Raw genomic sequence first — 25,012 nt, forward strand, 5'->3', positions numbered from 1 at the left:
CTACTCCGCCGCCGCCAGGGCGCCGGCGTAACGGTTGACCGGGAAGTCGAGACCAAGGCTTTCGCGGAAGGTCGAGCCTTCGTAGTCGGTGCGGAACAGCCCCCTGCCCTGCAGGATCGGCACGACCAGCTCGACAAAGGCCTCCAGCTGGCCCGGCAGGCTTTCGAACAGCACGAAGCCGTCGGCGGCGCGCCCTTCGAACCAGGCCTGCAAGGCATCGGCCACCACTTCCGGCGCGCCGACGAAATGGCCGCGCGGCGTGGCGAAGCGCAGGGCCGTCTCGCGCAGGGTCAGGTTCTCGGCCTTCACGGCGGCGACGATGCGATTGACCGAGCTCTGGTTGGAATTGGCCCCGAACGCGGCGGCTTCCAGCGGGAACGGACCGTCGGGGTCGTGCCGGGAAAAGTCGTACTCGTTGAACGGCCGGGCCAGCATCGACAGCGCGTTGTCGAGCGAAACCAGCTCGGTCAGTTCCTTGTAGAGCGCCTCGGCCTCCTGCGCCGTCCTGCCGACCACCGGGCGGGCGGCGGGCAGCACGTGCAACTGGTCGGGATCCCGGCCGAATCCGGCGGCGCGGGCCTTGATGTCCTTGTAGTAGGCCTGGGCGGCGTCGAGGTCCTCGTGCGAGACGAAGATGGCGTCGGCGCGCCTGGCGGCGAAGGCCTTACCGTCCTCCGAAGCGCCGGCCTGGAAGATCACCGGCTGGCCCTGCGGCGAGCGGCTGATGTTCAGCGGTCCCTTCACCGAGAAGAACTCGCCCTTGTGATCCAGCGTGTGCAGCTTGGCCGGATCGAAGAACTGGCCGCCCTTCTTGTCGAAGGTCAGGGCGTCGTCCTCCCAGCTGTCCCAGAGCCCCTGGACGACGTCGAGATACTCGCCGGCCAGGCGGTAGCGAACGTCGTGGGCGTAATGCTTTTCGCGGCTGTAGTTGGCGGCGCTGCCTTCCAGCCACGAGGTGACGACGTTCCAGCCGGCGCGGCCGCCGCTGATGTGATCCAGCGACGAGAACTGGCGAGCCACGTTGAAGGGCTCGCTGTAGCTGACCGTCAGGGTGCCCACGAGGCCGATGTTGCTGGTGGCGCCGGCCAGGGCCGACAGGATGGTCAGCGGCTCAAAGCGGTTCAGGTAGTGGGGGCTCGACTTCTCGGTGATGTAGACGCTGTCGGCGACGAACAGGAAATCGAACTTGCCGGCCTCGGCGACCTGGGCCTGGCGCTTGTAGAACGAAAAGTCCGTGCTGGCGCTCGGCTGGGCGTCAGGGTGGCGCCAGTCGCCCCAGCCGGGACCGACCCCGTGCAGGATGAAGCCGAGCTTGAGTTGACGGGGCTGGGACATCGGGCCGTTCCGTTGGCTGAAAATGACGGAAGCCTGCTTACGAAGCGTATTCCCCGCGATCCAACGAGATGGTCTCAAGCCCCTGATCAGGCTTGGAAATATGGCGCATCACCCTTGATCGTCACGCGCTCGACGACGCGCTCCACCGGCCAGTAGTCGAGCACGGCGTAGTGCTGGGTGGCGCGGTTGTCCCAGAAGACGATGGCGTTCGGGCTCCAGCGGAAGCGAACCTGGTACTCGGGCGCCTTCACCCGGTCGAGCAGTTCGGCCAGCAAGGCGACGGCCTCGTCCTCGGGCAGGCCCAGGATCCGCGTCGTGAAGACCTTGTTGACGAAGAGATGCGGCTGCCCGGTCTCGGGATGGGTGCGCACCACCGGATGGGCCTGGGGCGGATAGGCCGCGCGCAGTTCCTGCCGCTTGGCCTCGTCGATGCGGTAGCCGTAGCTCTGCAGGATGTCGTGCTCGGCCGAAAGGCCAGCCAGCTTGTCCTTCAAGGCCTGTGGCAGGTCGGCATAAATGGCGGCGGTGTCGGCGAAAAGGGTGTCGCCGCCCGACGGCGGCAGGGTGCGGGCGCGCAGGACCCCGCCCATCGACGGCGCGGGACGGAAGGTGACGTCGGTGTGCCACTTGTTGGCCGCCCGCACGATCGGGACGATGGCCTCGCGCAGCTTCATGCCGTCGGCGGCCTCGATGTGCAGGATCTCGGGGAAGCCCGGCACGTGGGCCGTGACCGGATGGCCCTCCAGGTCGCCGAAATAGCGGCCGAAGCGGACGTGGTCCTCGTGGCTGATATCCTGATCGCGGAAGAACACCACCTTGTGGCGCAGCAGCGCCGCGCGGATGGCCGCGACGATCTCGGGCTCCAGGGGCCTGGTCAGGTCGAGACCGGAAATCTCGGCGCCCAGCACCGGGCCGGCGGGCGTGACCGTCAGGCCGGCGTAGTCGGGCGCATCGCCCGCTGAGATCGGGGTCAAGGCGTTCATGGCGTCCTCCCGGGGACATCGCCGCTTCGAGAACGACGTTATCCTACTGTAGGCATGGGAATTGGATGGGCTCAAGCCTCCCCCCTCGGGCCCTCCTCTAAGATGCTCCCCCGGAAGGGGGAGCTGTCGCGAAGCGACTGAGGGGGAAGGTGTTGCTGGCTTTGGGGCGCACTGACCTCATCAGACAATTTCCCCTCCGGCCCTTCGGGCCACCTCCCCCTTCAGGGGGAGGATCTTTTGCCATCACACCGCAGCCGGCGCCGGGGTCAGGGCTCGCACCGCGGCGATGATCGGGTCGGCTTCGGTGCGGGCCAGCCAGTCGGGGCTGACGTCGGCGAAGCGGACGACGCCCTTGCGGTCGATAACGACCACGGCCGGCTGCGGCAGCTCCCAGGTCCCTGTGCCGGTGACGTCGCCGATGAAGCTGCCCTTGGCCCGCTGGGCGTCCTGGCTGGCCTGGTCGGCGACATAGGTGACGCCGAAGCGGCGACCCAGTTCGTTGCCCAGGTCGGCGGCGACCTTGTAGCTGAGGCCGTGACGCGCGCGGATCTCGCCCAGGCGCTCGGGAAGCTGCGGACTGACGGCCACCAGGGTCGCGCCGATCGCCGCCAGGGCCGGCGCCAGCTGCTCCTCGTAATAGGGCAAGGCGATGTTGCAGGCCGGGCAGCCGGCGAAGCGGAAGAACACCAGCACCGCCGGCCCCTTGGCGGTCAGGCTTTCCAGGGTCAGGTCGCCGCCCTCGACGTCCTTGAGCACGAAGGACGAAACCTTGTCGCCGACCTTGACCCAGGTGTCCGGGTCGGCCGCCTCGACCAGGCGGGCGCGCTGGTCGATGTTGATCTTCAGCGCCGCCGGCTCCCAGGTGCGGACACGTTCGGCATGCAGCGCGGCCAGGCGTTCGCGCAGGGTGTCTTGGCTCATTTGGTCCTCCCATCCTCGGTTCGAGCGGTGTTGGCGGCGTCGATCGCCATCAGGCGGGCGCGCTCGAAGATCGCCCCCATGCGCCAGTGCTGGTTGGTGTGGGTGGCCGCGTGCTCGTCCCAGCCGCTGTCGCGCCGGAAACCGCCGACATCGCCGGTGGCCAGGGCTTGCTCGGCGGTGATCCCCGCGACACGGTCGGTCTGCGGCCAGACGAACAGGGCGTCCTCAGGGCAGTAGAGCTCGCACAGGTAGCAGGTCTGGCAGTCGGCCTGGCGGGCGATCACCGCCTTGCCGCTCGGGCCGCGCGCCAGCACGTCGCTGGGGCAGACGTCCACGCAGTCGCCGCAACCACCGCAGCGGTCGTCGATCACGACCTCGATCATGCCACGGCCTCCAGGCTGGCGGCTTCGAAGCGGGTGACCACCCGGTCCAGGCCATGCGAGCGCTGGCGCGAGGCCAGGCGCGGATCGAGGCCCGGCGCGTCCTCGCGGCGGTGCATGCCCCGGCTCTCGCGCCGCTGCAGGGCGCTGGCCTTGCTCCAGCGCGCGGCGGCGATCAGGGCGGCAGTCTCGCGCGCCCGAAGCAGTCCCCTGCCCCAGCCGCCGGCATGGGCGGCGATCTCGTCCCAGGCTTCGTCGAGACGCGCGCCAGAGGCAGCCAGGCCCTCGCCCGTACGGAAGATGTTGCGATCGTAAGCGCCCATCTCGTCGCGAACGGTCTGACCGGCGGCCAGCAGGTCCACGCTCGCCAGTCGGCCACTGGGTCGCAGCCCAGCCTGGCCGATGTGATGCAGGCGTCCCGAAGCTGTCCCACGCTGCCGGGCGAACGCCGCCGCGCCCTGCCCGGCCCATTGGCCCGACGACAGCGCCCAGGACGAATTCACCGCCCCGCCGCCCGAGATCGCGCCGGTGACCAGCTCGCGACTGGCCGCGTCGCCGGCGGCGAACAGGCCCGGCGCGGCGGTCTGGCAAAGCGTATCGGTCACCCGCAGGCCGCCTATGCCGCGCACCGTGCCCTCCGACACCAAAGAGACCTCGAACCGCTCGGCATAGGCGTCGATCCCCATCCGGGCGAAGGGCCGCACGAAGTTGGGCTGCACCTGGGGCATCACCTCGCGGATGTCCTGCGGGATGCGATCGAGCCGGCAGTAGAGCCGCCCCTTCAGCAGGGCGCGGGCCAGGTGCGGGCTGACGTCCGGTCCGGCCGGAATGTCGAGTTCGTGGTCGGCCTCGTCGAACCAGCGGGCGAAGGCGAAGCTCATCGAGCGGGCCATGTTCGTGCCCGCCTGCATGGGCGTGTAGTAGTTGGTGAACTCCATGCCCGAGAGGTCGGCTCCGGCTTCGACGCCCATCAGCAGGCCGTCGCCCGTGTTGGTCGCAGACCCCAGCAGGCGCGAGGCGAAGGCGCAGCCGCCGGTGGCCAGCACCACCGCACCGGCCCGGATCGTCCACGGCCGCTCGCCGCGCAAGGCGACGCCCGCAGCCCCGGTGACCACGCCGTCGGCGTTCGTCAGCAGTTCCAGGGCCGGATGGTGGTCGAGGATGGTCGCGCCGGCCTCCAGGGCTAAGGCGCGCATGGCCCGCATGTATTCGGGGCCGCGCAGGCCGCGGTACTGGACGCGTCCCTGCTCGTCGGTCGAGAAGGCGTAATGCTTGGCCAACTGCGGCAGGCTGCTCCAGGTGAGGTCGAGGATCCGCGCCATCCAGTCGGGATCACCCAGGCCCAGCGAGCGCTTCAGGCGATCGGCGACGGCGGCTTCGCGATGCTCGGGCGGAACCCACCAGTGGCCGGGGCCTGCGGTGGCGGTGACGCCGCTGGTTCCGCAGTAGCCCTTGTCGGCCAGGATCACCCGCGCGCCTTCCCGCGCGGCGGCGATGGCGGCCCAGGTTCCGGCCAGGCCGCCGCCGATCACCAGCACGTCCGTCTCCCAATGAGGCGCATCGAAGTCCTGCGTCATCAGGCGATCGCCGCGTTGAACGAGGGATCGAAGGCGCCGGCCGGATCGAGTTCAGACTTGATCGCCCCGGCCGCGCGGAAGTGATCCAGCACCGAGCGCGCCTCGGCCACCGAGGTCTCGTCGATGGGCACGGGCACGGCCTTGTAGTTGCTCACCGTCCAGCGGGCGATGTCGAGCGACAGGCCCGTCTCCTTGGCCAGCACGGCGGCGAAGGCGTCGGGGTTCTGGGCGGCCCAGCGGCGGGCCTTGGCCAGGCGGCGCAGGAAGTCCTCGATCTGGGGCCGCTTGGTGAGGATCGCCTTGACGCTGGCGGCCTCGTAGCCGTTGCCGCTGAGCACGCCCTCGCCGTCGGCCAGCACCCGGGCGCTGTCGTGCAGCCGGGCCAGCGCCACGTACGAGCCCCAGGTCACCCAGGCGTCGATGGAGCCGGCAGTGAACGCGGCCTTGGCGTCGCCGGGGCTGAGGAACACCACCTCGACATCGCCGGGCGACAGCCCCGCCTTCTCGATCACCCGCAGCAGCAGATAGTGGCCGATCGAGCCGCGCCCCGTGGCCACCTTCTTGCCCCGGAGACCGGCGGCGTCACGGATCGGCGAGTCCTTGGGCACCAGGATCGCGGTGGAGCGGCCGCCGCTGCGGCCGGCCTGCACGGCCTTGATCTTGGCCCCGCCGGCATAGGCGAACAGGAACGGCGCGTCGCCGGCCTCGCCGAGGTCGACCGCCCCCGCGCCCAGGGCCTCGAGCAGCGGCTGGGCGGCCGGGAACTCGCTCCATTCGATCCTGTAGGGCACGCCCTCCAAGGCGCCCGAGGCGATCAGCACCGCCTTGGTGCCGCCGCGCTGGCTGCCGACCTTGAGCGGGGCCTGGGCCTCGCCCTTGCCGCAGGCCGAGAGCCCCGCGAGCGCGCCGAAACCGATGATGAGCTGGCGTCTGTCCATGCCGCCCTCCCCTTAGAAGCGTTGGGTCAGGCGGGCGTAGTAGTAGCCGCCGGTGATGCCGAAGGGCGAGAACAGGCCGTACTGCAGCGTTCCCTGGTCGGCGTTCACGATGCCGATCTTGTCGGGATACTGGTCGAACAGGTTGTTGGCCCCGATCGCGATGTTGGTGTTGGGCCGGACGTCCCAGGCGATATCCAAGTCGGCCACCCACTTGGGGCTGTAGGTCCGGTCCAGACTCACCGACGTGCCGGCCTCGGTGTATTCGCCGTAGCGCGTGGCGCGCAGGCTGGCCGAAAGCGTCCGACGGCTCCAGACCGCGCCCAGCACCACCTTCTCGCGCGGCGTGCCGACGGTGAGGTCGGAGATCTTCTGGCGGTCGAACAGCACCAGATTCGGATTGACCGCCTTGAGGATGGCTGGCGTCTGCGCGACGTCGCGGACCTTGGTCTTGTTGAAGGCGTAGGCGGCGTTGAGGTTGAGGCGGCCGGCCGAACCGAGGTCGAAGCCGTACTCGGCGACGAAGTCGATCCCCGTGGTCCGGGTCGAGACGGCGTTGGTGTAGTAGGTCGCCGTCAGCCCCTGCGGGAAGCGCGCCAGCAGGCCCACGAGCGCCGGCTGCGACGAAAGCTGGGTCACCGACAGGTCGAGGTTGCTGGTGTCGACGATGCGGTCGTCGATGTCGATCTGGTAGGCGTCCAGCGTCAGGCGCAGGCGCGGCAACGGCTCGGCGGTGATCCCGAAGCTGTAGTTGGTCGAGGTCTCGGGCTTGAGCGGCGTGGCGCCCAGGGCCTTGGCCTCGGCGGTGTCGGTGCGCAGCACCTTGGTCGGGAAGGTCAGGTACTCGCCGGGCGTGCAGGGCGCGCCGCGGAAGGTGTTGTTGGGCGCGGCCGGGCACAGGCTGCCGGAGATGGTCGAGGTGGCGAACACCGTCTGGCCCAGCGACGGGGCGCGGAAGCCGTTGCTGACCGTGGCGCGCAGGGCGTAGCCGGGCAGAAACTCCCAGCGGGTGGTCAGCTTGCCGCTGGTCGTCTCGCCGACATCGCCGGTGTAGCGCTCGTGGCGGACGGCCGCGCCGACGTACCAGTTTTCAGTCAGGTCAGTCCCGACATCGAGATAGGCGGCATAGGAATGGCGGGTGGCCGAGCCGGCGTCCTCCGGCGCGGTGCCGGCATAGGACGACAGGCCGGGATTGGGACGCAGGCCGGCGAACGGCTGGCCGGCCGGGATCACATAGTCGCCGACGATGTAGGAGGCCTCGTCGCCGGCCTCGATCAGGAAGCGCTCGTAGCGGTGCTCCAGCCCCCACGACACCTGCAGCGGCCTCGGCAGCACGCCCTCGAACGAGCGGGTGAGGTCGAGGTTGTTGGTCCACTGCTGGAACTGGTGGGTCGACAGGTGGAAATAGGTCGGGCTGTCGGGGCCCAGCGTGGCGTTCAGGGTGTTCTGGCCGTCGAGCTGGGCGTGGTCCTGGGCGAAGGTGGTCGAGGCGTCCCAAGCCCAGCCGGCTTTCTCGCCCCGCGCGCCCAGGCTGGTCTGCCAGTCGAGCTCGAAGATCCGGCGCAGGGCGTTGAAGCCGTTGGGATAGACCTCGGGCAGCGAATTGCGGTTCAGGGGACGGCCAGCCGTGACGCCGGTCACCGGCGCCAGGTTGGGCAGGAAGCTGCCGGTGACCTTCTTGGACGAGCGGTGGCTGACCGTGCCGCTGGAATAGAGCGTCAGGTCGCGCCAGGGCAGCTCGGCGTTGTAGGCCGTGGCGATGATGTCTTCCTCGCCCGGACCGTAGCTGGCGCCCCAGAAGTAGCGGTCGGCGCTGGCGTCGCGCGGGTCTGGCGTCACCGTGGTCACGCCGCCGACGGTCGTGACGGTCGGCTGGTAGAGGTACTGCGCGCGCGAGGGCACGGCGCGCGAGGCGGCCTCGTTGTTCTTCCAGTTGATCGCCAGCTGCAGGAAGCCGCCCTCGTCGCCAAGCGAGCGGCCGAAGTTGAGGCTGGCGGCGCGAGTGTCGCCGTCGCCGAGGTAGTTCTGGCCGCCGGTGTAGGAGAAGGCCCCGCCTTGGGTGTCCTTCTTCAGGATGATGTTGACGACGCCGGCGATGGCGTCCGAGCCGTACTGGGCCGAGGCGCCGTCGCGCAGCACCTCGATGCGCTCGATGGCGCTGGCAGGCATCAGGTCCAGATCGACCGGCACGCCGCCGCGCCCCACGCGGGCCAGGTTGTTGATCAGCGAGGTAGTGTGGCGGCGCTTGCCGTTGACCAGAAAGAGGGCCTGGTCGCCGTTGAGGCCGCGCAGCGTGATGGCCCGCACCGTCCACGAGGTGCCGCCGCCATTGACGCCCGGCAGGTTGAAGGACGGGATCAGGGTGTTGAGCACTTCCTTCAGGCCGACCTTGCCGGTGGCGGTCAGTTGCTCGGACGAAATGACGTCGATCGGCGCGGGGCTGTCGGCCACGGTGCGGCGCACGCCGCGCACGCCGGTGACGACGACGCCGTCCAGGGCGTCGGCCGCGGCGTCGGGCGCGTCCACGCTCGGGATCGGCTCGGCGGCCAGGGCCGCGCTCGAGGCGCAGGCCAGCAGCAGGACCGAGAAGGCAGAGCGTTTGAGAGTCTTGGACGAGGAAACAAAGGTCAAAAGTCTATCCCCCGCGCGGGGCGCATCGGCCCGGCGTCGTTCTTGGTCTCGAAAAGTCGGAAGGTCGGCGCGCGGCTTCGGCGGGCCGCGCCGACCGGATCAGGCAGGTTTGCGCTCGCGGTACGGCACGTCGTCGGAGCCGATCAGCACCCGCTCCATCACCCGCGGGAAGTCGCCGTAGTCACGCACGGCGTAGTGCAGGCCCGCGCGGTTGTCCCACAGGGCCACCGAATTGGGCCGCCAGCGGAAGCGGGCGTGGTGCTCGGGCTTCTTGACCTCATCATAGAGGCGGGCCAGCAGCGCCTTGCTCTCGTCCGGCGCCAGGTCGACGAACCGCGGCTTGAGGCTGTAGTTGATCCAGAAGATCTCCTGCCCGGTCTCCGGATGGGTGCGGATGGCAGGATGGGCGGTCAGCGGATAGCGCTCGCCCGAGCGGTTCAGGGCGTCCTGGTAGTCGTGGACGACATAGAGCTCGTCGACGGCGGCCTTCAGGTCGTCGGGCAGGCCCTGCCAGATGGCGTGGCCGTCGGCCCAGATGGTGTCGCCTCCGACCTCGGGGATGTGCACGGCCTTCAGGACCGCGCCGAACGAAGGGTTCACGCGCCAACTGGTGTCGGTGTGCCAGTGGTTCTCGCGGATGTCGTACTTCTTGAAAGCCTCGGCCGAGATCGGCTGCACGGCGCGGTGGGTTTCGACGCCGCCGGTCGGATGGGCGTAGACCTCGCCGAAGTTGGCGGCGAAGGCCAGCTGCTGGTCGCGGGTGATGTCCTGGTCGCGGAAGAACAGGACCTTGCGGTCGAGCAGCAGCGCCTTCAGGGCGTCGCGCTGCTCGCGGGAAAGCGTCTGGCGCAGGTCGATCCCGGCGACTTCGGCGCCGATGGTCGGACTGACGGGGGTGACGGTCAGGCCGGCGGCCTGGCGGACCTGGTCGAGGACGGCGCTCATGGGAACCTCCTTGCAGCCGACGCGATGCGGTCGGCGGAGGCGAACATGGCCAGCACGCCCAAACGGTGCGAACGAGTATTTCTCAGAAAGAATTCAGAGATTTATATATCGCGAACCGCAATAAACGGCATTGGCGAGGCGCATATTTCAAGCGCGCGAATAGCCAGGATCAGCCATCCTCGACAGCGCGCTTGCGCCCTGCCCGATGATCGCCGAAGAAACTCCTATCGATTTTATAGAGTTTTCTGACCATGGCCTCGCCATCAACGCCCGTGATCGCCGTGGTCGGCGCCGGCTTCAGCGGCGTGATGACCGCCCTGCACCTGCTGCGGGACGGCGCGGCGGCGCGGGTCATCCTCTTGGAGCGCAACACGCCGGTCGGACTGGGCGCGGCCTACGCCACCCACAATCCCAGCCATCGGCTGAACGTCCGCGCTGGCAACATGAGCGCCTGGCCCGACCGGCCGGACGACTTCGTGGACTGGCTGCGAGGCCTGGGGCTGGATGTCGGCCCCGGCGACTTCGCCACGCGCGGCGACTATGGCCGCTATCTGCAAGGCCTGCTGAGCGACATCGTCGAGGGGGCGGAGGGCGCTGGCCGCCTGGTCATCGCGCCGGACGCCGTGGTCGGGCTCGAGCCCGGCGGCGACGGCTGGCGGCTGACCACCGCCATGGGCCGCCCCATCCTGGCCGACACCGTGGTGCTGGCGCTCGGCAATCCGCCGCCCTGCCGTCCGCACGGCGTGACAGAGGCCCTGGCCGCCTCGAGCGCCTATGTCGCCGATCCCTGGCGCTGGGATGCGGCCCGCCTGCCGCCCGGCCCGGTGCTGCTGCTGGGAACGGGCCTGACGATGGTGGACCTGGCCCTGAGCCTGGAGGACACCGCGCCCGGCCGCTTGATCATCGCCCTGTCGCGCCGCGGCCTCATCCCCCGCGAGCACGAGGGCGAGCCGCCGGCCAGGCCGCCCTCGCCGCCGGCCTCGGACATTCCGCCGCTAGCCGCCCTCGCCTGGCTGCGCCGCACGGCCGCCGAGCATGGCTGGCGCACCGCCGTCGACGCCCTGCGCCCAGCCACCCAGGACCTCTGGCGCGGCTGGAGCGTGGCTCACAAACAGGCCTTCCTGCGCCACGCGCGCCCCTTCTGGGACGTGCACCGTCACCGCCTTTCGCCCGAGGTCGCCTCGCGCGTGGCCGGGCTGCGTCGCGCGGGCCGACTGAAGGTCGCCGCCGGCAAGATCGTACGCCTGGCCGAAGCCGAGGACGGCCGGGTCGAGGGCGCGTGGCGGCCGCGCGGCGAGACCGCCTCGCAGCCGTTCTCGGTGTCGGCGGTAATCAACGCCACGGGCCCGACCGGCGACGTGACGAGATCGACCGATCCGTTGCTGCTCGACCTGATCCGCCGGGGACTGGCGCGACCGGATCCGCTGCGCCTGGGTCTCGACGTCGATGCCGACAACCGGCTGCTCGACATGTCGGGCTGCGCCAGCCGCACCCTGTTCGCGGTCGGCCCCGTCACACGCGGCGCCTGGTGGGAAATCAACGCCGTGCCCGACATCCGGAGCCAGACCGCGCAGGTGGCGGCGGCCGTCCTGGCGGCCGTGCGGCGGGGCTAGGTTGAATCGGCATTGAGGATCTGAGACGAAAACCTCGTCCTTCGACAGGCTCAGGATGAGGTTTTTCTACGATCCCGGCAGATCAATGGTCCTCATCCTGAGCTTGTCGAAGGACGAGGACCAAGTCCAAACCTTGAATGTCGATCCGGCCTAGAGTTCCAGCGCCGCCGTGTGGATCAGCTCCGACAGCTTGCCGATCGACGGGTGCGGCGCGGGTCCCGTGCGGCGCACATAGGCCACCTTGGGCAGGCTGGGCAGGGCCCCGTCGACGATGGGCTGGGCGTCCAGACGGAACAGGCTGGTGCGGCAGGTCACCGCCAGGCCCGACTGCACGGCCGCCCGCAGAGCCGACAGGCTGGGCGTCTCCAGCGCCACGCGATAGGGCCGCCCTTCCCGCTCCAGCGCCGCCAGGGCCGCATCGCGGAACCGGCACGGCGCCTCCAGGATCGCCAGCGGCAGCACGTCCAGCTGGGCCAGGTCCGCATCGCCGTGCCAGACCATCGGCACGGTGCGAGCCGCCGCCGGGTCGTCATAGGCTCCCATGCACAGGATCACGTCCAGGCGGTCGCTGCGCAGCAGTTCCAGAAGCTCCGGCGAGCCGGCCACCCTCACCTGCAGCTGGGTGTCGGGATTGAGCTGGGCGAAGCGGGCCAGCACGCCCGACAGCAGGGTCTCGGCGAAGTCCTGGACCAGCCCCACCCTCGCCGGCCCGGCCAGGGCGTCGCCGGTCAGCGCCACCACCGCCCGGTCGTTGAGCGCCAGGATGTCCCGGGCATGGCCCAGCAGGGTCTGGCCGGCCGGGGTCAGCGAAAGACGCCGCCCCTCGCGGTGGAACAGCGGCGTCAGCACCGTCTCCTCGAGGCGCTTCATCTGCAGGCTGAGCGCCGACTGGGTGACGAAGACGCGTTCGGTGGCGCGCAGCATCGAACCGCTGTCGACGATGGCCACGAAGCTGCGGAGCAATTCGGTCGGAAGGTTGGTCGGCATCTGGCGTCCCGTCTACCCCGTTGAGGAACTCTAATAAGACCCCTGAGGATAAGTCTATTGATCGAGTAGGAATTCAGCGTCCATCTCTGTGAAGCAACGGCGCCCCCGCCGCAACGGTCACAGCGATGGAAGCGACCCGATGTCTTTGGCGATCGCCGATAGAATTTCTTCAGCCAAGCCATGGCGATGGCCTCGCCTCTCCCGCGCCCGCTGGCTCTCCCCCGTACTGCTCCTGGCCTTGTGGGAGCTGGGGTCGCGCCTCGGCGTGATCCCCGAGCGGGTGCTGGCCGCACCTTCGACGGTGGCCGAAACCTTCTGGGCGCTGACCATCTCCGGCGAGTTGCCCGCCAACCTTCTGGTCTCCCTGGCCCGCGCCGCCGCCGGCCTGTCGATCGCCCTGATCGTCGCCGTCACCCTAGGCCTGGCGGCGGGCCTGTCGCGGCTGGGCGAGACGGCCATCGACCCGCTGATGCAGATCAAGCGGACCATTCCGTCGCTGGCCCTGACCCCGCTGTTCATCGTCTGGTTCGGCATCGGCGAGACGCCGAAGATCGTGCTGATCGCGGTAGCCACCACCTTCCCGATCTACCTGAACCTCTTCGCCGGGGTGCGCGGCATCGACGTGCGCCTGGTCGAGGCCGCCCGCAGCTTTGGCCTGTCGGGCTGGAGCCTGGTGCGCGAGGTGATCCTGCCCGGCGCCCTGCCCTCGTTCTTCGTCGGCCTGCGCTACGCCCTGGGCGTGTCGGTGCTGGTGCTGGTGGTGGCCGAGCAGATCAACGCCCAGGCGGGCCTTGGCCACCTGATCAACAACGCCCGCGACTTCATGCGGACCGACATCATCGTCGTCTGCCTGCTCGTCTACGCCCTGCTCGGCCTCGGCGCCGACGCCCTCGTCCGCACGCTGGAGCGCCGCGCTCTGGCCTGGCGGCCCAGCCTCGTGGAGCAATGACCATGGTCCAGCCGCGCATCCGCCGCCGCGCCTTCGACGCCGTATCGCCCGCTTCGGCCGCCGCGCCGGTCGCCCCCGCCGTGAAACTGACCGGCTTCGTCCGCCAGTTCGGCGCCAACCGCGTCATCGACGGCCTCGACCTGTCGATCGCCCCGGGCGAGTTCGTCGCCCTGCTGGGCGCCAGCGGCTCGGGCAAGACCACCCTGCTGCGCACCCTGGCGGGCCTGGATCCGGTCGGCGATCAGGACGTGACGACGCCCAGCACGCGCGCCGTGGTGTTCCAGGACGCCCGCCTGCTGCCGTGGAAGAAGGTCTGGCGCAACGTGGCGCTGGGGCTGAAGGGCAAAGATGTCCGGGCCAGGGCCGAGGCGGCGCTGAAGGAGGTCGGTCTCGGCCATCGCCTCGACGCCTGGCCCTCCACGCTTTCGGGCGGCGAGGCCCAGCGCACGGCCCTGGCCCGCGCCCTCGTACGCGAGCCGGGCCTGCTGCTGCTCGACGAGCCCTTTGCGGCCCTCGACGCCCTGACCCGGCTGAAGATGCACGACCTGGTCCTCAATCTCTGGACCGAGCACAAGCCGGCCGTCCTGCTGGTCACCCATGACGTCGACGAGGCCATCTCGCTGGCCGACCGCGTGCTGGTGCTGAACAAGGGCAAGATCGCCGCCGAAGAGCACATCACGCTGGAGCGCCCGCGCGCGCCGGACGCCCGCTTCCAGGTCATCCGACGCCGGCTGCTCGGCCACCTGGGCGTCGAGGCCCCGGCCCCGCACGAAGCCGCCCTGGTCGCCTTTCCCACCGGCGAGGCCGTGCAGTGAGCACCGCCGCCGCCCGCCGCCTGGAGCCTTCACCGCGCCTGCCCGACCTCGATGCGGTGCTGCCGCGCCTGACGGAAGCCTTCGCCGCCACCGCCGGCCGTCACGACCGCGAGGCCAGCTTCCCCTTCGCCAACTTCCAGGCCCTGCACGAGGCCGGCCTGCTGGCCCTGACCGCGCCAGCGCGCCTGGGGGGCCTCGACAGCGACCTGCCCACCGCCCTGAAGGTGGTCTCGGCCGTCGCCCGGGGCGAACCGGCCACGGCGCTCGTCCTGGTGATGCAGTACCTGTTCCACGCCTCGGTCGAGGGGCGTTCGGGCTGGCCCGAGCACCTGAAGCAGCGGGTCATCGGCGACGCCATTGACCACGGCGCCCTGATCAACGCCCTGCGGGTGGAGCCCGACCTGGGCACACCCGCCCGCGGCGGCCTGCCGGCCACCATCGCCCGCCGCACGCCCGAGGGCTGGCGGATCAGCGGCCGCAAGATCTACTCCACCGGCTCCAGCGCCCTGACCTGGTTCGTGGTCTGGGCCCGCAGCGACGACGCAAACCCCCTGGTCGGCGGCTGGCTGGTGCGCGCCGACACCCCCGGCGTGGTCATCGAGGAGACCTGGGATCACCTGGGCCTGCGCGCCAGCGCCAGCCACGACGTGATCTTCGAGGACGTGCTGGTCCCGCTGGACCACGCCCTGGACCCGCAGCCACCCGGCGCGCCGCCGCCCTACTCGGCCGTGTTCGGAACCTGGTCGTCGGTGCTGACCGCGGCGATCTACGACGCCGTGGCCCGCGCCGCTCGCGACTGGCTGGCCGACTTCGTGATCAGCCGCAAGCCGGCCAACCTCGGCGCCAGCCTCTCGACCCTGCCGCGCTTCCAGGAGGCGCTGGGCGAGATCGACGGCCTGCTGCTGTCGAGCCGCGTGCTGCTGGACAGCGCCGCGCGCGGCGACACGGCCGCCGGCGAGAGCGGTCTGGTCAAGCACCTGGTCACCGAGAACGCCATCGCCGTGGTCGAGAAGGCCCTGAAGCTGACCGGCAATCCGGGTCTGACGCGCAACAATCCGCTGGAGCGCCATCACCGCGACGTGCTGTGCGGCCGCGTGCACACGCCCCAGGCCGACGTGGTGCTGACCGGCGCGGGCAAGGCCGCATTCGCGAGCCGGGAGGCCCAGGCATGAGCCGCCTCGTCGTCGCCAGCCAACTGCCCGAGGTGTTCAACACCGTCTTCGCCCAGCATGCGGAAGGCGCCGAGATCATCGCCGTGCCGCCGGGCCTGACCGCGCCCCTGCCGCCCTCGGCGAAGGTCCTGGTGGCCGCGCCGTTCCGCAAGGCTGGCGGCGTGCTGCCGGCCAAGGCCCCGCCCGGCTGGCCGTTCGACGTGCGCTGGGTGCAGTTGGTGTCGGTGGGTATCGACTTCTATCCGGACTGGCTGTTCGACGGCCCGGTGGTGACCTCGGCGCGGGGCTCTTCGGCCGTGGCGCTGGCCGAGTTCGCGCTGGCGGCGATCCTGGCCGACGCCAAGCGCCTGCCCGAGATCTGGATCGACAAGGCCGAGCGCTGGACGCCGCAGCCGCTGAAGCTGATCGCCGGCAAGACGCTGGGCCTGGTCGGCTTCGGCGCCATCGGCGAAGCCCTGGCCCCGCGCGCCCAGGCCCTGGGCCTGAACGTCATCGCCACCCGCCGCTCGGACAAGCCGATCCCCGTGGCCGGCGTCGAGCGCGTGGCGGACCTGAAGACCCTGTTCTCCCGCAGTGACCACGTGGTGCTGGCCGCCCCGGCGACGCCGCAGACCGAGCGCCTGATCGGCCGCGAGGTTCTGGCCCACGCCAAGCCCGGCCTGCATCTGGTCAACATCGCCCGCGGCGCCCTGATCGACGACGACGCCCTGCTGGCGGCGCTGGACGACGGCCGGGTCGGCCGCGCCAGCCTGGACGTGACCTTCCCCGAACCGCTGACCGACGGTCACCCGTTCTATGGCCACCCGAAGGTTCGGCTCTCGCCGCACACCTCGGTGCACACGCCCGACACCCGCATCAACCTGGCGACCCAGTTCGCCGAGAACCTCGCCCGCTTCCGCGCCGGCGCGCCCCTGGCCGACGTCGTCGACCTGACGCGCGGCTACTGAGACAAGGACCCTTCGCGATGACCGCGATCCCCGCCGCCCGCAGCTTCGCCGCCACGGGCCCTCACCCTGCCAAGATCGAGACCGTGCTGCCACCGTTCGGCGCGCGCGAGATCCCCCAGCAGCCGACGCTCGAGCTGGAGCGGCTCTATCGCAAGCAGCGCCTGGCCGCCGGCTATCGGCTGTTCGGACGCTACGGTTTCGACATGGGGGGCGCTGGCCACATCACCGCCCGCGATCCCGAGCTGACCGACCACTTCTGGGTCAATCCGCTGGGCTTGCACTTCTCGCGCATCAAGGTCTCGGACCTGATGCTGGTCAGCCATGCGGGCGAGATCGTGCAGCCGCCCGAGAGGGCCCCCGCCCGCCTGAACCGCGCCGCCTTCGCCATTCACTCGCAGCTGCACGAGGCCCGCCCCGACGTGGTGGCCGCCGCCCACTCGCACTCGCTGTACGGCAAGGCCTGGTCGGCGCTCGGCCGGCTGCTGGATCCGCTGACCCAGGACTCGGCGGCCTTCTATGACGACCACGCCCTGTTCGAGGAGTTCTCGGGCGTAGTGCTCGACACCAGCGAGGGCCAGAAGATCGCCAAGGCGCTGGGCCCGAAGAAGGCGGTGATCCTGCAGAACCACGGGATCCTGACCGTCGGCCAGTCGGTCGAGGCCGCCGTCTGGCGCTATCTCGCCCTGGAGAACGCGTGCCAGGCCCAGCTTCTCGCCGAGGCCGCCGGCCCGACCAAGCCGATGCCGCCGGAGGTCGCCAAGCACACCGCCGGCCAGGTGGGCACGGAACTGGGCGGGATCTACGCCTTCCAGCCCTATTGGGACATCGTCACCGAAGAAGAGCCGGACCTGTTCGACTGATGACCGGCATTTCGCTTTCCCGCCGCGACCTGATGTCGGGCGGCCTTTCGATCGCGGGCCTGTCGCTGTCGGGCCTGACCACCCTGAACCTCGCGGCCTGCGCCCCCAAGGGCGACGGCAAGACCGGATCGCTGGACGACCTGACGCTGCGGGTCGCCACCTATCGCGGCAATCCCGAGAGCTTCTTCGGCAAGGCCGGCATCGCCGATCCGCCCTACAAGCTGGCCCGCACGCAGTTCGCCGGCGGCAACCTGATCGCCGAGGCGATCAACGCCCGGGCGCTGGACTTCGGCGGCATGAGCGAGATCCCGCCGATCTTCGTCGCCGCCCAGCCCGGCAACCAGGTCCGCATCGTCGGCGTGCTGCAGGGCGACGTGAACAACCAGGTCGTGCTCGTGCCCAAGGGTTCGCCGGCCAAGGCCTTCAAGGACCTGAAGGGCAAGCGCGTCGGCTATGTGAAGGCTACGACCTCGCACTACATCCTGCTGCGCCTGTTGCAGGAGGCGGGCCTGGCCTGGAGCGACATCCAGCCGGTGGCGCTGAGTCCGCAGGACGGCCTGGCGGCCTTCCAGAGCGGGGCGCTGGACGCCTGGGTGATCTACGGCGTCATCGTCTACCAGGCGCGCGAGGCCGGGGCGCGGGTGCTGCGCACGGCGCTGGGCATACTGTCGGGCAACTACCTGATCACGGCGGCCAAGGAGGCGCTGGACGATCCGCTGCGGCTCCAGGCCGTGGGCGACTATGTCAGCCGCTACAAGCGGGTGTTCGACTGGATCAACGCCGACGGCGACCGCTGGGCGCGGGTGCGGGAACAGGCGACGGGGGTCAAGGCGGCCTACTACGCCCAGGAGTTCAAGGAGCGCTCCTCGCCCTACATCCTCGAACGGATCAGCGAGGCGGCCATCGCTTCGGAACAGGCCGTGGCCGACACCTTCGCCGCCGCCAAGATCATCCCCGCGCGGGTCGACGTGCGGCCGCTGTGGGATGATCGCCTCTCATCATTCCTGAAATGATGTCGAGCGTTGCGAATATATCCGATGACTTCGGACGATATGAGAAGAGCTATCCGCTCGATCATTTTATATTCGTTGAGATAAGCGGCCTCACGACGACAAATCCCCACCGAACAAGTCGGGGATAAAGACGTGCAGACCTTCAAGCTTCAACTTCTCGCCTTCACTTCGGGCCTCGCCGTCTCTGGCGGGGCCTTGGCGGCCGAACCGGCGCCGGCCGCCAATACCGACAACAGCGGATCGGCCGCCGTCGAGCAGGTGATCGTCACCGCCGAGCGCCGCGCCACCGACCTGCAGAAGACCGCCATCGCCATCTCGGCCTTTGGCCCGCAGGTGCTGGCCGATCGCAAGGTCGACAACATCCGCGATCTGGCTGGCCAGATCCCGAACCTGTCGATCAGCCGCGTCACCATCAGCCACACCACCCAGACCTATGCGCTGCGCGGCGTCGGCGAGGCCGACCCGATCCAGGAGCCGGTGCTGGCCGTCTATGTCGATGACGTCTACGTGCCGCGCCAGATCGGCTCGATGATCGAGTTCAACGACCTGGAGCGCATCGAGGTGCTGCGCGGACCGCAGGGTACGCTCTACGGCCGCAACTCCAGCGCCGGCGCCCTGCGGATCATCACCCGCGATCCGGGCCAGGACTTCCGCGCCAAGGCCGAGGTCGGCCTGGGCAGCTACGGCGCCGTCGACGTGCGCGCCCTGGTCGAGGGGCCGATCGTCGAGGACAAGCTGTCGGGCAGCCTGTCCTACATCCACCACAAGCGCGACGGGGTGACCTTCGACCCGACGCTGAACCATGACGTCAACCGCATCGATCTCGACGCCTGGCGCGCCAAGCTGCGCTGGACCCCGACCGAAAAGCTGGACGTCCTCTTCACCCTTAACGCCCTGCGCGACCGCAGCGACACCCGCAGCTACATCCCGGTCAGGCAGCCGGGCGGCGGGTTCGACAAGCGCCGGTCCTACTCCGAAGTCGAGCCGACCCAGGACCTGGACCAGATCAGCGGCTCGATCCGCGTGCAGTACGCGCTGAACGACAACCTGAAGATCAAGTCGATCACCGCCTACGGCGGCTTCAACCTCAATCCCGTCAACTATGACAACGACGGCGAGGCGGCGCTGATCCAGAAGAACCTGATCCACTACAACGATCAGTACGTCACCCAGGAAGTCCAGCTGAACGGCGACTACGGTCGCCTGACCTTCACCAGCGGCCTGTTCTACCTGCACGAACGGTTCTTCGTGGAGCGTGACGGCTACAGCCGCCGCAACGCGCAGGCGACCGATCCGACAGTGACGCCCGGCAACTACAACTTCGCCCGCGCCCACAACGTGACCAACACCGACGCCTATGCCCTGTTCGGCGAGGCGACCTATGCGGTGACCGATCGCCTCAGCCTCACCGGCGGCCTGCGCTGGACCAACGAGGAGAAGGAATTCACCTTCGACAACAAGGTACTGAACCTGGCCGGCCAGGTGATCGGCCAGTCGATCGCGGGCACGGCCGACAAGACCTGGTCGGCGATCACGCCCAAGCTGACGGCGCAGTACCAGTGGACGCCGGACGTCTCGCAGTACGTCAGCTATTCCAAGGGCTTCAAGTCGGGCGGCTTCGACAACCGGGCCACGCGCCTGGACCTGGCCACCCTGCCCTTCGCGCCCGAGGACGTGACCACCTTCGAGGCCGGCTTGAAGACCCAGGCCTTCGACCGTCGCCTGCGGGCCAACCTGGCGGCGTTCTACAACGACTACCAGGACCTGCAGGTGTCGTTCTACGACCCGGCCTATGTGGGCAGCCGCCGCGGCAACGCCGGCCAGGCGCACACCTACGGCGTCGAGCTGGAGACCGAGGCGCGGCCGACCGAGCGGGTGGGCCTGAACTTCAACGTCGGCTGGCTGTACGCGGTCTATGACGACTACAAGGGCGCCGGCGGCGCAGGCGTCAACGCCGACGGCAACCGCCTCTTGAACTCGCCGCGCTGGAACCTGTCGGGCGGGATCACCTGGGACGTGCCGGTCCAGGTTCCCGGCTCGGTGCGCGCCGGCCTCGACGCCCAATGGCAGAGCGGCGTGGTCAGCAGCGCCACCCCGGCGGCGGGCGGCCAGAACGACATCCCATCCCAGGGCTTCCTGAACGGCACGATCACCTGGACCGCGCCGGACCCGCATTGGGCCGTGCAGCTGTCGGCCCGCAACATCCTCGACAGCGACAAGCCCGTGACCTCGACCTACACGCCGTCGACCGGGGTCTATTACCTGAATTTCCCCGATCCGCGGACCTGGCTGGTCACGCTGAAGTACGCGCTGTGAGGCCATGAGCAGCGCGCCCAACCTTCCCCGCCTGGCCCAGTTCGTCGGAGACCTCGGCGCCCTGCTCGATCGTACGAACGAGGAGGCGGAGGTCCTGCGCGAGGGCGAGGCCTTGCTGGCCGCCCTGATCGCGCAGGACGACTGGCTGCCGCAGGCCTACGCGCAGCCGAACCCGGCCCGCTACCAGCAGTACCTGCTGCACTGCGACAGCCGCGAGCGGTTCAGCGTCGTCAGCTTCGTCTGGGGACCGGGCCAGGCCACGCCGGTGCACGACCACACGGTCTGGGGCCTGGTGGGGGTGCTGCGCGGGGCCGAGCTGTCGCAGCCCTATCGCCGCGATGGCGAAGCCCTGGTTCCACACGGACCGGTTCACCGGCTGGAGCGCGGCCAGGTCGAGGCCGTCTCGCCGACGGTCGGCGACGTGCACCGGGTGACCAACGCCTTCGACGATCGCCCGTCGATCAGCATCCACGTCTATGGGGCCAATATCGGAGCGGTGCGCCGCTCCACCTACGACGCCGAGGGACGAAGCAAGCCCTTCGTCTCCGGCTACTCCAACGACACCCTTCCCAACCTGTGGGAGCGGTCCCGGCCGTTCCCTGTCGAGGCCGCGCCATGACCCTGCCTGTCGTCACGCCCCGCGAGGTCCGCCAGGACCTGATCGCCCGCCGCGAGATCGCCCTCCTGGACCTGCGCGAGGAGGATCCCTTCGCCAAGGCCCACCCCCTGTTCGCCTCGCAGCTGCCGCTCAGCCGGCTGGAGGTCGAGATCCTCGACCGCGTGCCCCGCAAGGAGACGCGGATCGTGCTGTACGACAATGGCGAGGGCCTGGTCTCGCCGGCCGGCAAGCGGCTGGCGGCGCTGGGCTACACCAACGTCCGGGCGCTGGCGGGCGGGCTGCAGGGCTGGACCGACGCCGGTTACGAGCTTTTCCAGGACGTCAATTCCTACAGCAAGGCGTTCGGCGAACTGGTCGAGGCCCGGCGGCACACCCCGTCCCTGCCCGCCCAGGAGGTGCAGGCGCGCATCGACGCCAAGGCCGACCAGGTGATCCTCGACGCCCGCCGGTTCGAGGAATACGCGACCATGAGCATCCCGGGCGGGGTCAGCACGCCGGGCGCGGAGCTGGTGCTGCGGGCGCGGGAACTGGCGCCCGATCCCTCGACCACGATCATCGTAAACTGCGCGGGCCGCACCCGCAGCCTGATCGGCGCCCAGTCGCTGGTGAACGCCGGCGTGCCCAACCCGGTCTTCGCGCTGCGCAACGGCACCATCGGCTGGACCCTGGCCCAGCAGAGCCTGGAGACCGGCCAGAGCCGCAAGTTCCCCGACGTCTCGACCCAGACCCTGAATGAGGCCCGCGCCAAGGCCCGCGACGTTGCCTATCGCGCCGGCGTACGGCGCATCGACGCCGAGGGACTGGCCGACCTCGCCACCGACCGCAAGCGCACCCTCTACCGCTTCGACGTACGCACCCCCGACGAATACGCCAAGGGCCACCCCCCGGGGTTCCGCAGCGCGCCGGGCGGCCAGCTGGTGCAGGAGACCGACGTCTTCGCCCCCGTGCGCGGCGGCCGCATCGTGCTGGCCGACGACCTGGGGCCCCGCGCCGACATGACCGCCTCGTGGCTGGCCCAGCTGGGCTGGGAGGTCTACGTGCTGGAAGGCGGCTTCGAGAGCGAACTGGCGACGGGCGCCTGGAAACCGTCCGAGCCGCCGCACCTGCCGGTGGTCGAGACCATCCTGCCGCGCGCGCTGTCCGAGGCCCTGGCCGACGAGGCCGTGGTGGTGCTGGACCTCGCGCCCAGCCCCGCCCACCGCAAGGGCCACATCCCCGGCGCCTGGTTCGCCATCCGCGCCCAGCTGGCCGAGGCCCTGGAGCGCATCCCCGAGGGCAAGCCTATCGTCCTGACCTCGCCCGACGGCGTGCTGGCCCGTCTGGCGGCGCCGGAGCTGGAGGAGATCGCCGACCAGCCGGTGCGGGTGCTGGACGGCGGCACCGCCGCCTGGATCGCCGCCGGCCGGGCGCTGGAGACGGGCCTGGCCCGCGCCGCCAGCGATCCGACCGACATCTACAAGCGCCCCTACGAGGGCACCGACAACGCCGCCGAGGCCATGCAGGCCTATCTCGACTGGGAGTTCGGCCTGGTTGACCAGCTGGCCCGCGACGGGTCGCACGGCTTCTACGTGATCTGAGGCCCCGCCATGACCCTGACGCTCTACATCGCGCCCGGAAGTTCGTCGCTGGCCCCGCTGGTGGCCCTGGAAGAGATCGGCGTCGCCTATGACGTGCGCCGGCTCGACCTGGCCGCCGGAGACCAGCGCAGGCCGGAATACCTGCGGGTCAATCCCAAGGGCCGCATCCCCACCCTGCTGGTCGGCGCCGAGCCCGTGACCGAGGTGCTGGCGATCCTGACGTACCTGGCTCACCGCTACCCGCACAGCGAGCTCCTGCCGCTGCTGGAGCCGCTGAAGCTGGCCCACGCCTACGAGGTGATGAGCTGGTTCGCCAGCACCGTGCACGTGGCCTTCGCCCAGATCGCCCGGCCCGAGCGCTATGCCGACGACGAGGCGGTGAAGGCCGCGCTGGCCACGCCCGGCGAGGCCCGCTTCGCCCGAACCCTGGCCGACATCGAGCGGCTGGCCCAGGACCCAGGTCCGTGGCTGCTGGGCGAGCATTTCAGCGTCGTCGACGCCTACGCTTTGGTGATCTGGCGCTGGGCCGAGCGGCGGCAGATCGACCTTTCCACCTATCCCGCCTGGAGCGCCAAGGCCGCCCGCGCCTTCGCCCGCCCCTCCGTCGTGCGCGCCCTGCGCAAGGAAACGGCACAGGCGCCGACCCACGCCCACTGACCTTCACCCGCACATCGAGGAACATCCCATGAGCGTCGAATTCATCGGTATCATCCACACCCAGAACGTTTCCGAGATCCATCCGCCGGCCGGCCCGGTCATCGACGTCGACTACGTCGAGAAGATCGCCCGCGCCCATGACGAAGGCGGGTTCGACCGCGCCCTGGTGGCCTTCCACTCGACCGGTCCGGAAAGCCAGCTGGTGGTGGCGCACGCGGCGTCGGTGACCCAGAACCTGAAGTTCATGATCGCCCACCGGCCGGGCTTCACCCAGCCGACCCTGGCCGCGCGGCAGCTGGCCACGCTGGACCACTTCACCGGCGGCCGGGTGGCGGTGCACATCATCACCGGCGGCTCGGACGAGGAACTGGCCAAGGACGGCGACCACCTGACCAAGGACGAGCGCTACGCCCGCACCAGCGAATATCTCGACATCGTCCGCGCCGAATGGACCAGCGAAAAGCCGTTCGACTACAAGGGGCAATACTACCAGGTCGACCAGGGCTTCGGGGCGGTCAAGCCGCTGCGCACGCCCCAGATCCCGGTCTATTTCGGCGGCTCGTCCGATGCGGCGATCCCGGTGGCCGGCAAGCACGCCGACATCTTCGCCCTGTGGGGCGAGACCCAGGCCCAGGTCGCCGAAACCATCGCCCGCGTGCGCCACGCCGCCGCCAAGCATGGCCGCCAGGTGAAGTTCTCGCTGTCGCTGCGCCCGATCATCGCCGACACCGAAGAGGCCGCCTGGGCGCGCGCCGACGAGATCGTCGCCAAGGCCAAGGCCCTGCGCGAGGCGGCCGGCCTGCCGACCAGCGGCCACCGTCCGCCCAACGCCGGCTCGCAGCGCCTGCTGGACGCGGCCGCGCAAGGCTCGCGCCTCGACAAGCGCCTCTGGACCGGCGTCGCGGCCGTCACCGGCGCGGCCGGCAACTCGACTGGCCTTGTCGGCACGCCGCAGCAGGTGGCCGAGGCCCTGCTCGACTATTACGACCTGGGCGTCACCACCTTCCTGATCCGCGGCTTCGATCCCGTCGAGGACGCCATCGCCTATGGCCGCGACCTGCTGCCGCTGGTGCGCAAGCTGGTGGCCGAGCGCGAGGCCAACCCCACAGCCGCGGCGAGCTGACGCCATGGCCCCGTACGACGCCGGCGCTCCGGTCCCGCAGCCGGAGACAGACTTCCGCGACGTGCTGGCCCACCTGGCGAGCGGCGTCGCCATCGTCGCCTGCTGGGACGGAGAGGCCCCGCGCGGCCTGCTGGTCAGCTCGATCACCGGCCTCTCCGTGGCTCCGCCCCGCTTCCTGTTCTGCGTGCGCAAGGAGGCGGGGTGCCACGATGCGCTGCTTGCACGCCCCGACCTGTCGGTGGCGCTGCTGGGCGCGGCCGACGAGGAAGAAGCCCTGCGCTTCGCCTCGGGGTCGCGGGCTCACGAGCGGTTCGATCCAAGCCGCTGGCGGCTGCATCGCCAGGCGCCGCCGGTGTTCAGCGGCGGCGTGGCGCGGGCCGTGTGCCGGGTGGACGCCGTGGTCGACGCCGGCAGCCACTCGATCTTCATCGTCGAGGCGGACGCCGTGGGGTTCTCGCCCGGGCCGGCGTTGGTGGCGTGGAACCGGGGGCTGACGGCGGTGGGGTGAGGCTTCGAGATGCTCTCCCCTGAAGGGGGAGTTGTCGTGGAGCGACTGAGGGGAGCTGGTGATGACTTTCGGACGTTGCGGAAGCTGAAAGCGCCCCCCCCTCCGGCCCTTTGTCCAAGATGCTCCCCCTGAAGGGGGAGCTGTCGCGA

At 70.1% G+C, this 25,012-nt stretch carries 22 protein-coding genes; 13 read left to right on the forward strand and 9 right to left on the reverse strand.

What is annotated here, in order from left to right:
* The 8 genes from ACODR1_RS19360 to ACODR1_RS19395 form a co-directional block, all read right to left on the reverse strand.
* Positions 1-1,335 (reverse strand): LLM class flavin-dependent oxidoreductase, encoded by a 1,335-nt coding sequence (locus ACODR1_RS19360; protein ID WP_488881911.1) that lies wholly within the window; start codon positions 1,333-1,335, stop codon positions 1-3.
* An 86-nt stretch (positions 1,336-1,421) separates the two neighbouring features.
* Positions 1,422-2,318, reverse strand: a complete 897-nt coding sequence (locus ACODR1_RS19365; protein ID WP_488881912.1) for a TauD/TfdA dioxygenase family protein — start codon at positions 2,316-2,318, stop codon at positions 1,422-1,424.
* A 243-nt stretch (positions 2,319-2,561) separates the two neighbouring features.
* The gene (locus tag ACODR1_RS19370; protein WP_488881913.1) at positions 2,562-3,239 is read right to left on the reverse strand and encodes a peroxiredoxin-like family protein; all 678 of its coding nucleotides are present in this window, start codon (positions 3,237-3,239) and stop codon (positions 2,562-2,564) included.
* Positions 3,236-3,622, reverse strand: a complete 387-nt coding sequence (locus ACODR1_RS19375; RefSeq protein ID WP_488881914.1) for a 4Fe-4S dicluster domain-containing protein — start codon at positions 3,620-3,622, stop codon at positions 3,236-3,238. The genes ACODR1_RS19370 and ACODR1_RS19375 overlap by 4 nt, the downstream gene beginning before the upstream one ends.
* On the reverse strand, positions 3,619-5,196 hold the full coding sequence (locus ACODR1_RS19380; protein ID WP_488881915.1) for an FAD-dependent oxidoreductase: 1,578 nt from the start codon (positions 5,194-5,196) through the stop codon (positions 3,619-3,621). Before ACODR1_RS19380 ends, ACODR1_RS19375 begins: the two co-directional genes overlap by 4 nt.
* A complete protein-coding gene (locus ACODR1_RS19385; RefSeq protein WP_488881916.1) occupies positions 5,196-6,134 on the reverse strand; it encodes an ABC transporter substrate-binding protein in 939 nt (312 codons plus the stop codon). The genes ACODR1_RS19380 and ACODR1_RS19385 overlap by 1 nt, the downstream gene beginning before the upstream one ends.
* 12 nt (positions 6,135-6,146) lie before the next feature.
* Positions 6,147-8,762 (reverse strand): TonB-dependent receptor plug domain-containing protein, encoded by a 2,616-nt coding sequence (locus tag ACODR1_RS19390; RefSeq protein ID WP_488881917.1) that lies wholly within the window; start codon positions 8,760-8,762, stop codon positions 6,147-6,149.
* A 99-nt stretch (positions 8,763-8,861) separates the two neighbouring features.
* Positions 8,862-9,707, reverse strand: a complete 846-nt coding sequence (locus ACODR1_RS19395; RefSeq protein ID WP_488881918.1) for a TauD/TfdA dioxygenase family protein — start codon at positions 9,705-9,707, stop codon at positions 8,862-8,864.
* A gap of 251 nt (positions 9,708-9,958) precedes the next feature.
* Between ACODR1_RS19395 and ACODR1_RS19400 the strand changes: the two genes are divergently transcribed.
* Positions 9,959-11,320 carry an FAD/NAD(P)-binding protein gene (locus tag ACODR1_RS19400; RefSeq protein ID WP_488881919.1) on the forward strand — a complete coding sequence of 454 codons (1,362 nt, stop codon included), beginning with the start codon at positions 9,959-9,961 and terminating at the stop codon, positions 11,318-11,320.
* Positions 11,321-11,470: 150 nt separating this feature from the next.
* Here the strand turns inward: ACODR1_RS19400 and ACODR1_RS19405 are convergent, their stop codons facing one another.
* Positions 11,471-12,307 (reverse strand): LysR substrate-binding domain-containing protein, encoded by an 837-nt coding sequence (locus ACODR1_RS19405; protein ID WP_488881920.1) that lies wholly within the window; start codon positions 12,305-12,307, stop codon positions 11,471-11,473.
* A 139-nt stretch (positions 12,308-12,446) separates the two neighbouring features.
* On the opposite strand from ACODR1_RS19405, the gene ACODR1_RS19410 reads away from it, so the two are divergent.
* The 12 genes from ACODR1_RS19410 (at position 12,447) to ACODR1_RS19465 (ending at position 24,863) form a co-directional block, all read left to right on the forward strand.
* On the forward strand, positions 12,447-13,256 hold the full coding sequence (locus ACODR1_RS19410; protein WP_488881921.1) for an ABC transporter permease: 810 nt from the start codon (positions 12,447-12,449) through the stop codon (positions 13,254-13,256).
* A complete protein-coding gene (locus ACODR1_RS19415; RefSeq protein WP_488881922.1) occupies positions 13,253-14,071 on the forward strand; it encodes an ABC transporter ATP-binding protein in 819 nt (272 codons plus the stop codon). Before ACODR1_RS19410 ends, ACODR1_RS19415 begins: the two co-directional genes overlap by 4 nt.
* A complete protein-coding gene (locus ACODR1_RS19420) occupies positions 14,068-15,243 on the forward strand; it encodes an acyl-CoA dehydrogenase family protein (protein WP_488881923.1) in 1,176 nt (391 codons plus the stop codon). Before ACODR1_RS19415 ends, ACODR1_RS19420 begins: the two co-directional genes overlap by 4 nt.
* Positions 15,240-16,190, forward strand: a complete 951-nt coding sequence (locus ACODR1_RS19425) for a D-isomer specific 2-hydroxyacid dehydrogenase family protein (RefSeq protein ID WP_488881924.1) — start codon at positions 15,240-15,242, stop codon at positions 16,188-16,190. Before ACODR1_RS19420 ends, ACODR1_RS19425 begins: the two co-directional genes overlap by 4 nt.
* A 17-nt stretch (positions 16,191-16,207) precedes the next feature.
* Positions 16,208-17,050, forward strand: coding sequence for a class II aldolase/adducin family protein (locus tag ACODR1_RS19430; protein ID WP_488881925.1), 843 nt, complete (start codon positions 16,208-16,210; stop codon positions 17,048-17,050).
* A complete protein-coding gene (locus tag ACODR1_RS19435) occupies positions 17,050-18,063 on the forward strand; it encodes an ABC transporter substrate-binding protein (RefSeq protein WP_488881926.1) in 1,014 nt (337 codons plus the stop codon). The genes ACODR1_RS19430 and ACODR1_RS19435 overlap by 1 nt, the downstream gene beginning before the upstream one ends.
* Positions 18,064-18,195: 132 nt before the next feature.
* On the forward strand, positions 18,196-20,379 hold the full coding sequence (locus ACODR1_RS19440; protein WP_488881927.1) for a TonB-dependent receptor: 2,184 nt from the start codon (positions 18,196-18,198) through the stop codon (positions 20,377-20,379).
* A gap of 4 nt (positions 20,380-20,383) precedes the next feature.
* The gene (locus ACODR1_RS19445) at positions 20,384-20,998 is read left to right on the forward strand and encodes a cysteine dioxygenase family protein (protein ID WP_488881928.1); all 615 of its coding nucleotides are present in this window, start codon (positions 20,384-20,386) and stop codon (positions 20,996-20,998) included.
* Positions 20,995-22,575: a rhodanese-like domain-containing protein gene (locus ACODR1_RS19450; RefSeq protein WP_488881929.1), complete on the forward strand. Its 1,581-nt coding sequence runs from the start codon at positions 20,995-20,997 to the stop codon at positions 22,573-22,575. The genes ACODR1_RS19445 and ACODR1_RS19450 overlap by 4 nt, the downstream gene beginning before the upstream one ends.
* A 9-nt stretch (positions 22,576-22,584) precedes the next feature.
* Positions 22,585-23,232 (forward strand): glutathione S-transferase family protein, encoded by a 648-nt coding sequence (locus tag ACODR1_RS19455; RefSeq protein WP_488881930.1) that lies wholly within the window; start codon positions 22,585-22,587, stop codon positions 23,230-23,232.
* Positions 23,233-23,260: 28 nt separating this feature from the next.
* A complete protein-coding gene (locus ACODR1_RS19460; RefSeq protein ID WP_488881931.1) occupies positions 23,261-24,355 on the forward strand; it encodes an LLM class flavin-dependent oxidoreductase in 1,095 nt (364 codons plus the stop codon).
* 4 nt (positions 24,356-24,359) lie between these two features.
* Positions 24,360-24,863, forward strand: coding sequence for a flavin reductase family protein (locus ACODR1_RS19465; RefSeq protein WP_488881932.1), 504 nt, complete (start codon positions 24,360-24,362; stop codon positions 24,861-24,863).
* Positions 24,864-25,012: the final 149 nt, after the last annotated feature.

The organism is Caulobacter sp. FG7, assembly GCF_057808875.1.

Coding starts and splice junctions, on each gene's coding strand:
- ACODR1_RS19385 (WP_488881916.1), bottom strand. CDS start 6,134: ATGGACAGACGCCAGCTCATCATCGGTTTCGGCGCGCTCGCGGGGCTC.
- ACODR1_RS19430 (WP_488881925.1), top strand. CDS start 16,208: ATGACCGCGATCCCCGCCGCCCGCAGCTTCGCCGCCACGGGCCCTCAC.
- ACODR1_RS19445 (WP_488881928.1), top strand. CDS start 20,384: ATGAGCAGCGCGCCCAACCTTCCCCGCCTGGCCCAGTTCGTCGGAGAC.
- ACODR1_RS19395 (WP_488881918.1), bottom strand. CDS start 9,707: ATGAGCGCCGTCCTCGACCAGGTCCGCCAGGCCGCCGGCCTGACCGTC.
- ACODR1_RS19410 (WP_488881921.1), top strand. CDS start 12,447: ATGTCTTTGGCGATCGCCGATAGAATTTCTTCAGCCAAGCCATGGCGA.
- ACODR1_RS19465 (WP_488881932.1), top strand. CDS start 24,360: ATGGCCCCGTACGACGCCGGCGCTCCGGTCCCGCAGCCGGAGACAGAC.
- ACODR1_RS19380 (WP_488881915.1), bottom strand. CDS start 5,196: ATGACGCAGGACTTCGATGCGCCTCATTGGGAGACGGACGTGCTGGTG.
- ACODR1_RS19460 (WP_488881931.1), top strand. CDS start 23,261: ATGAGCGTCGAATTCATCGGTATCATCCACACCCAGAACGTTTCCGAG.
- ACODR1_RS19360 (WP_488881911.1), bottom strand. CDS start 1,335: ATGTCCCAGCCCCGTCAACTCAAGCTCGGCTTCATCCTGCACGGGGTC.
- ACODR1_RS19450 (WP_488881929.1), top strand. CDS start 20,995: ATGACCCTGCCTGTCGTCACGCCCCGCGAGGTCCGCCAGGACCTGATC.
- ACODR1_RS19455 (WP_488881930.1), top strand. CDS start 22,585: ATGACCCTGACGCTCTACATCGCGCCCGGAAGTTCGTCGCTGGCCCCG.
- ACODR1_RS19415 (WP_488881922.1), top strand. CDS start 13,253: ATGACCATGGTCCAGCCGCGCATCCGCCGCCGCGCCTTCGACGCCGTA.
- ACODR1_RS19400 (WP_488881919.1), top strand. CDS start 9,959: ATGGCCTCGCCATCAACGCCCGTGATCGCCGTGGTCGGCGCCGGCTTC.
- ACODR1_RS19370 (WP_488881913.1), bottom strand. CDS start 3,239: ATGAGCCAAGACACCCTGCGCGAACGCCTGGCCGCGCTGCATGCCGAA.
- ACODR1_RS19435 (WP_488881926.1), top strand. CDS start 17,050: ATGACCGGCATTTCGCTTTCCCGCCGCGACCTGATGTCGGGCGGCCTT.
- ACODR1_RS19365 (WP_488881912.1), bottom strand. CDS start 2,318: ATGAACGCCTTGACCCCGATCTCAGCGGGCGATGCGCCCGACTACGCC.
- ACODR1_RS19405 (WP_488881920.1), bottom strand. CDS start 12,307: ATGCCGACCAACCTTCCGACCGAATTGCTCCGCAGCTTCGTGGCCATC.
- ACODR1_RS19375 (WP_488881914.1), bottom strand. CDS start 3,622: ATGATCGAGGTCGTGATCGACGACCGCTGCGGTGGTTGCGGCGACTGC.
- ACODR1_RS19425 (WP_488881924.1), top strand. CDS start 15,240: ATGAGCCGCCTCGTCGTCGCCAGCCAACTGCCCGAGGTGTTCAACACC.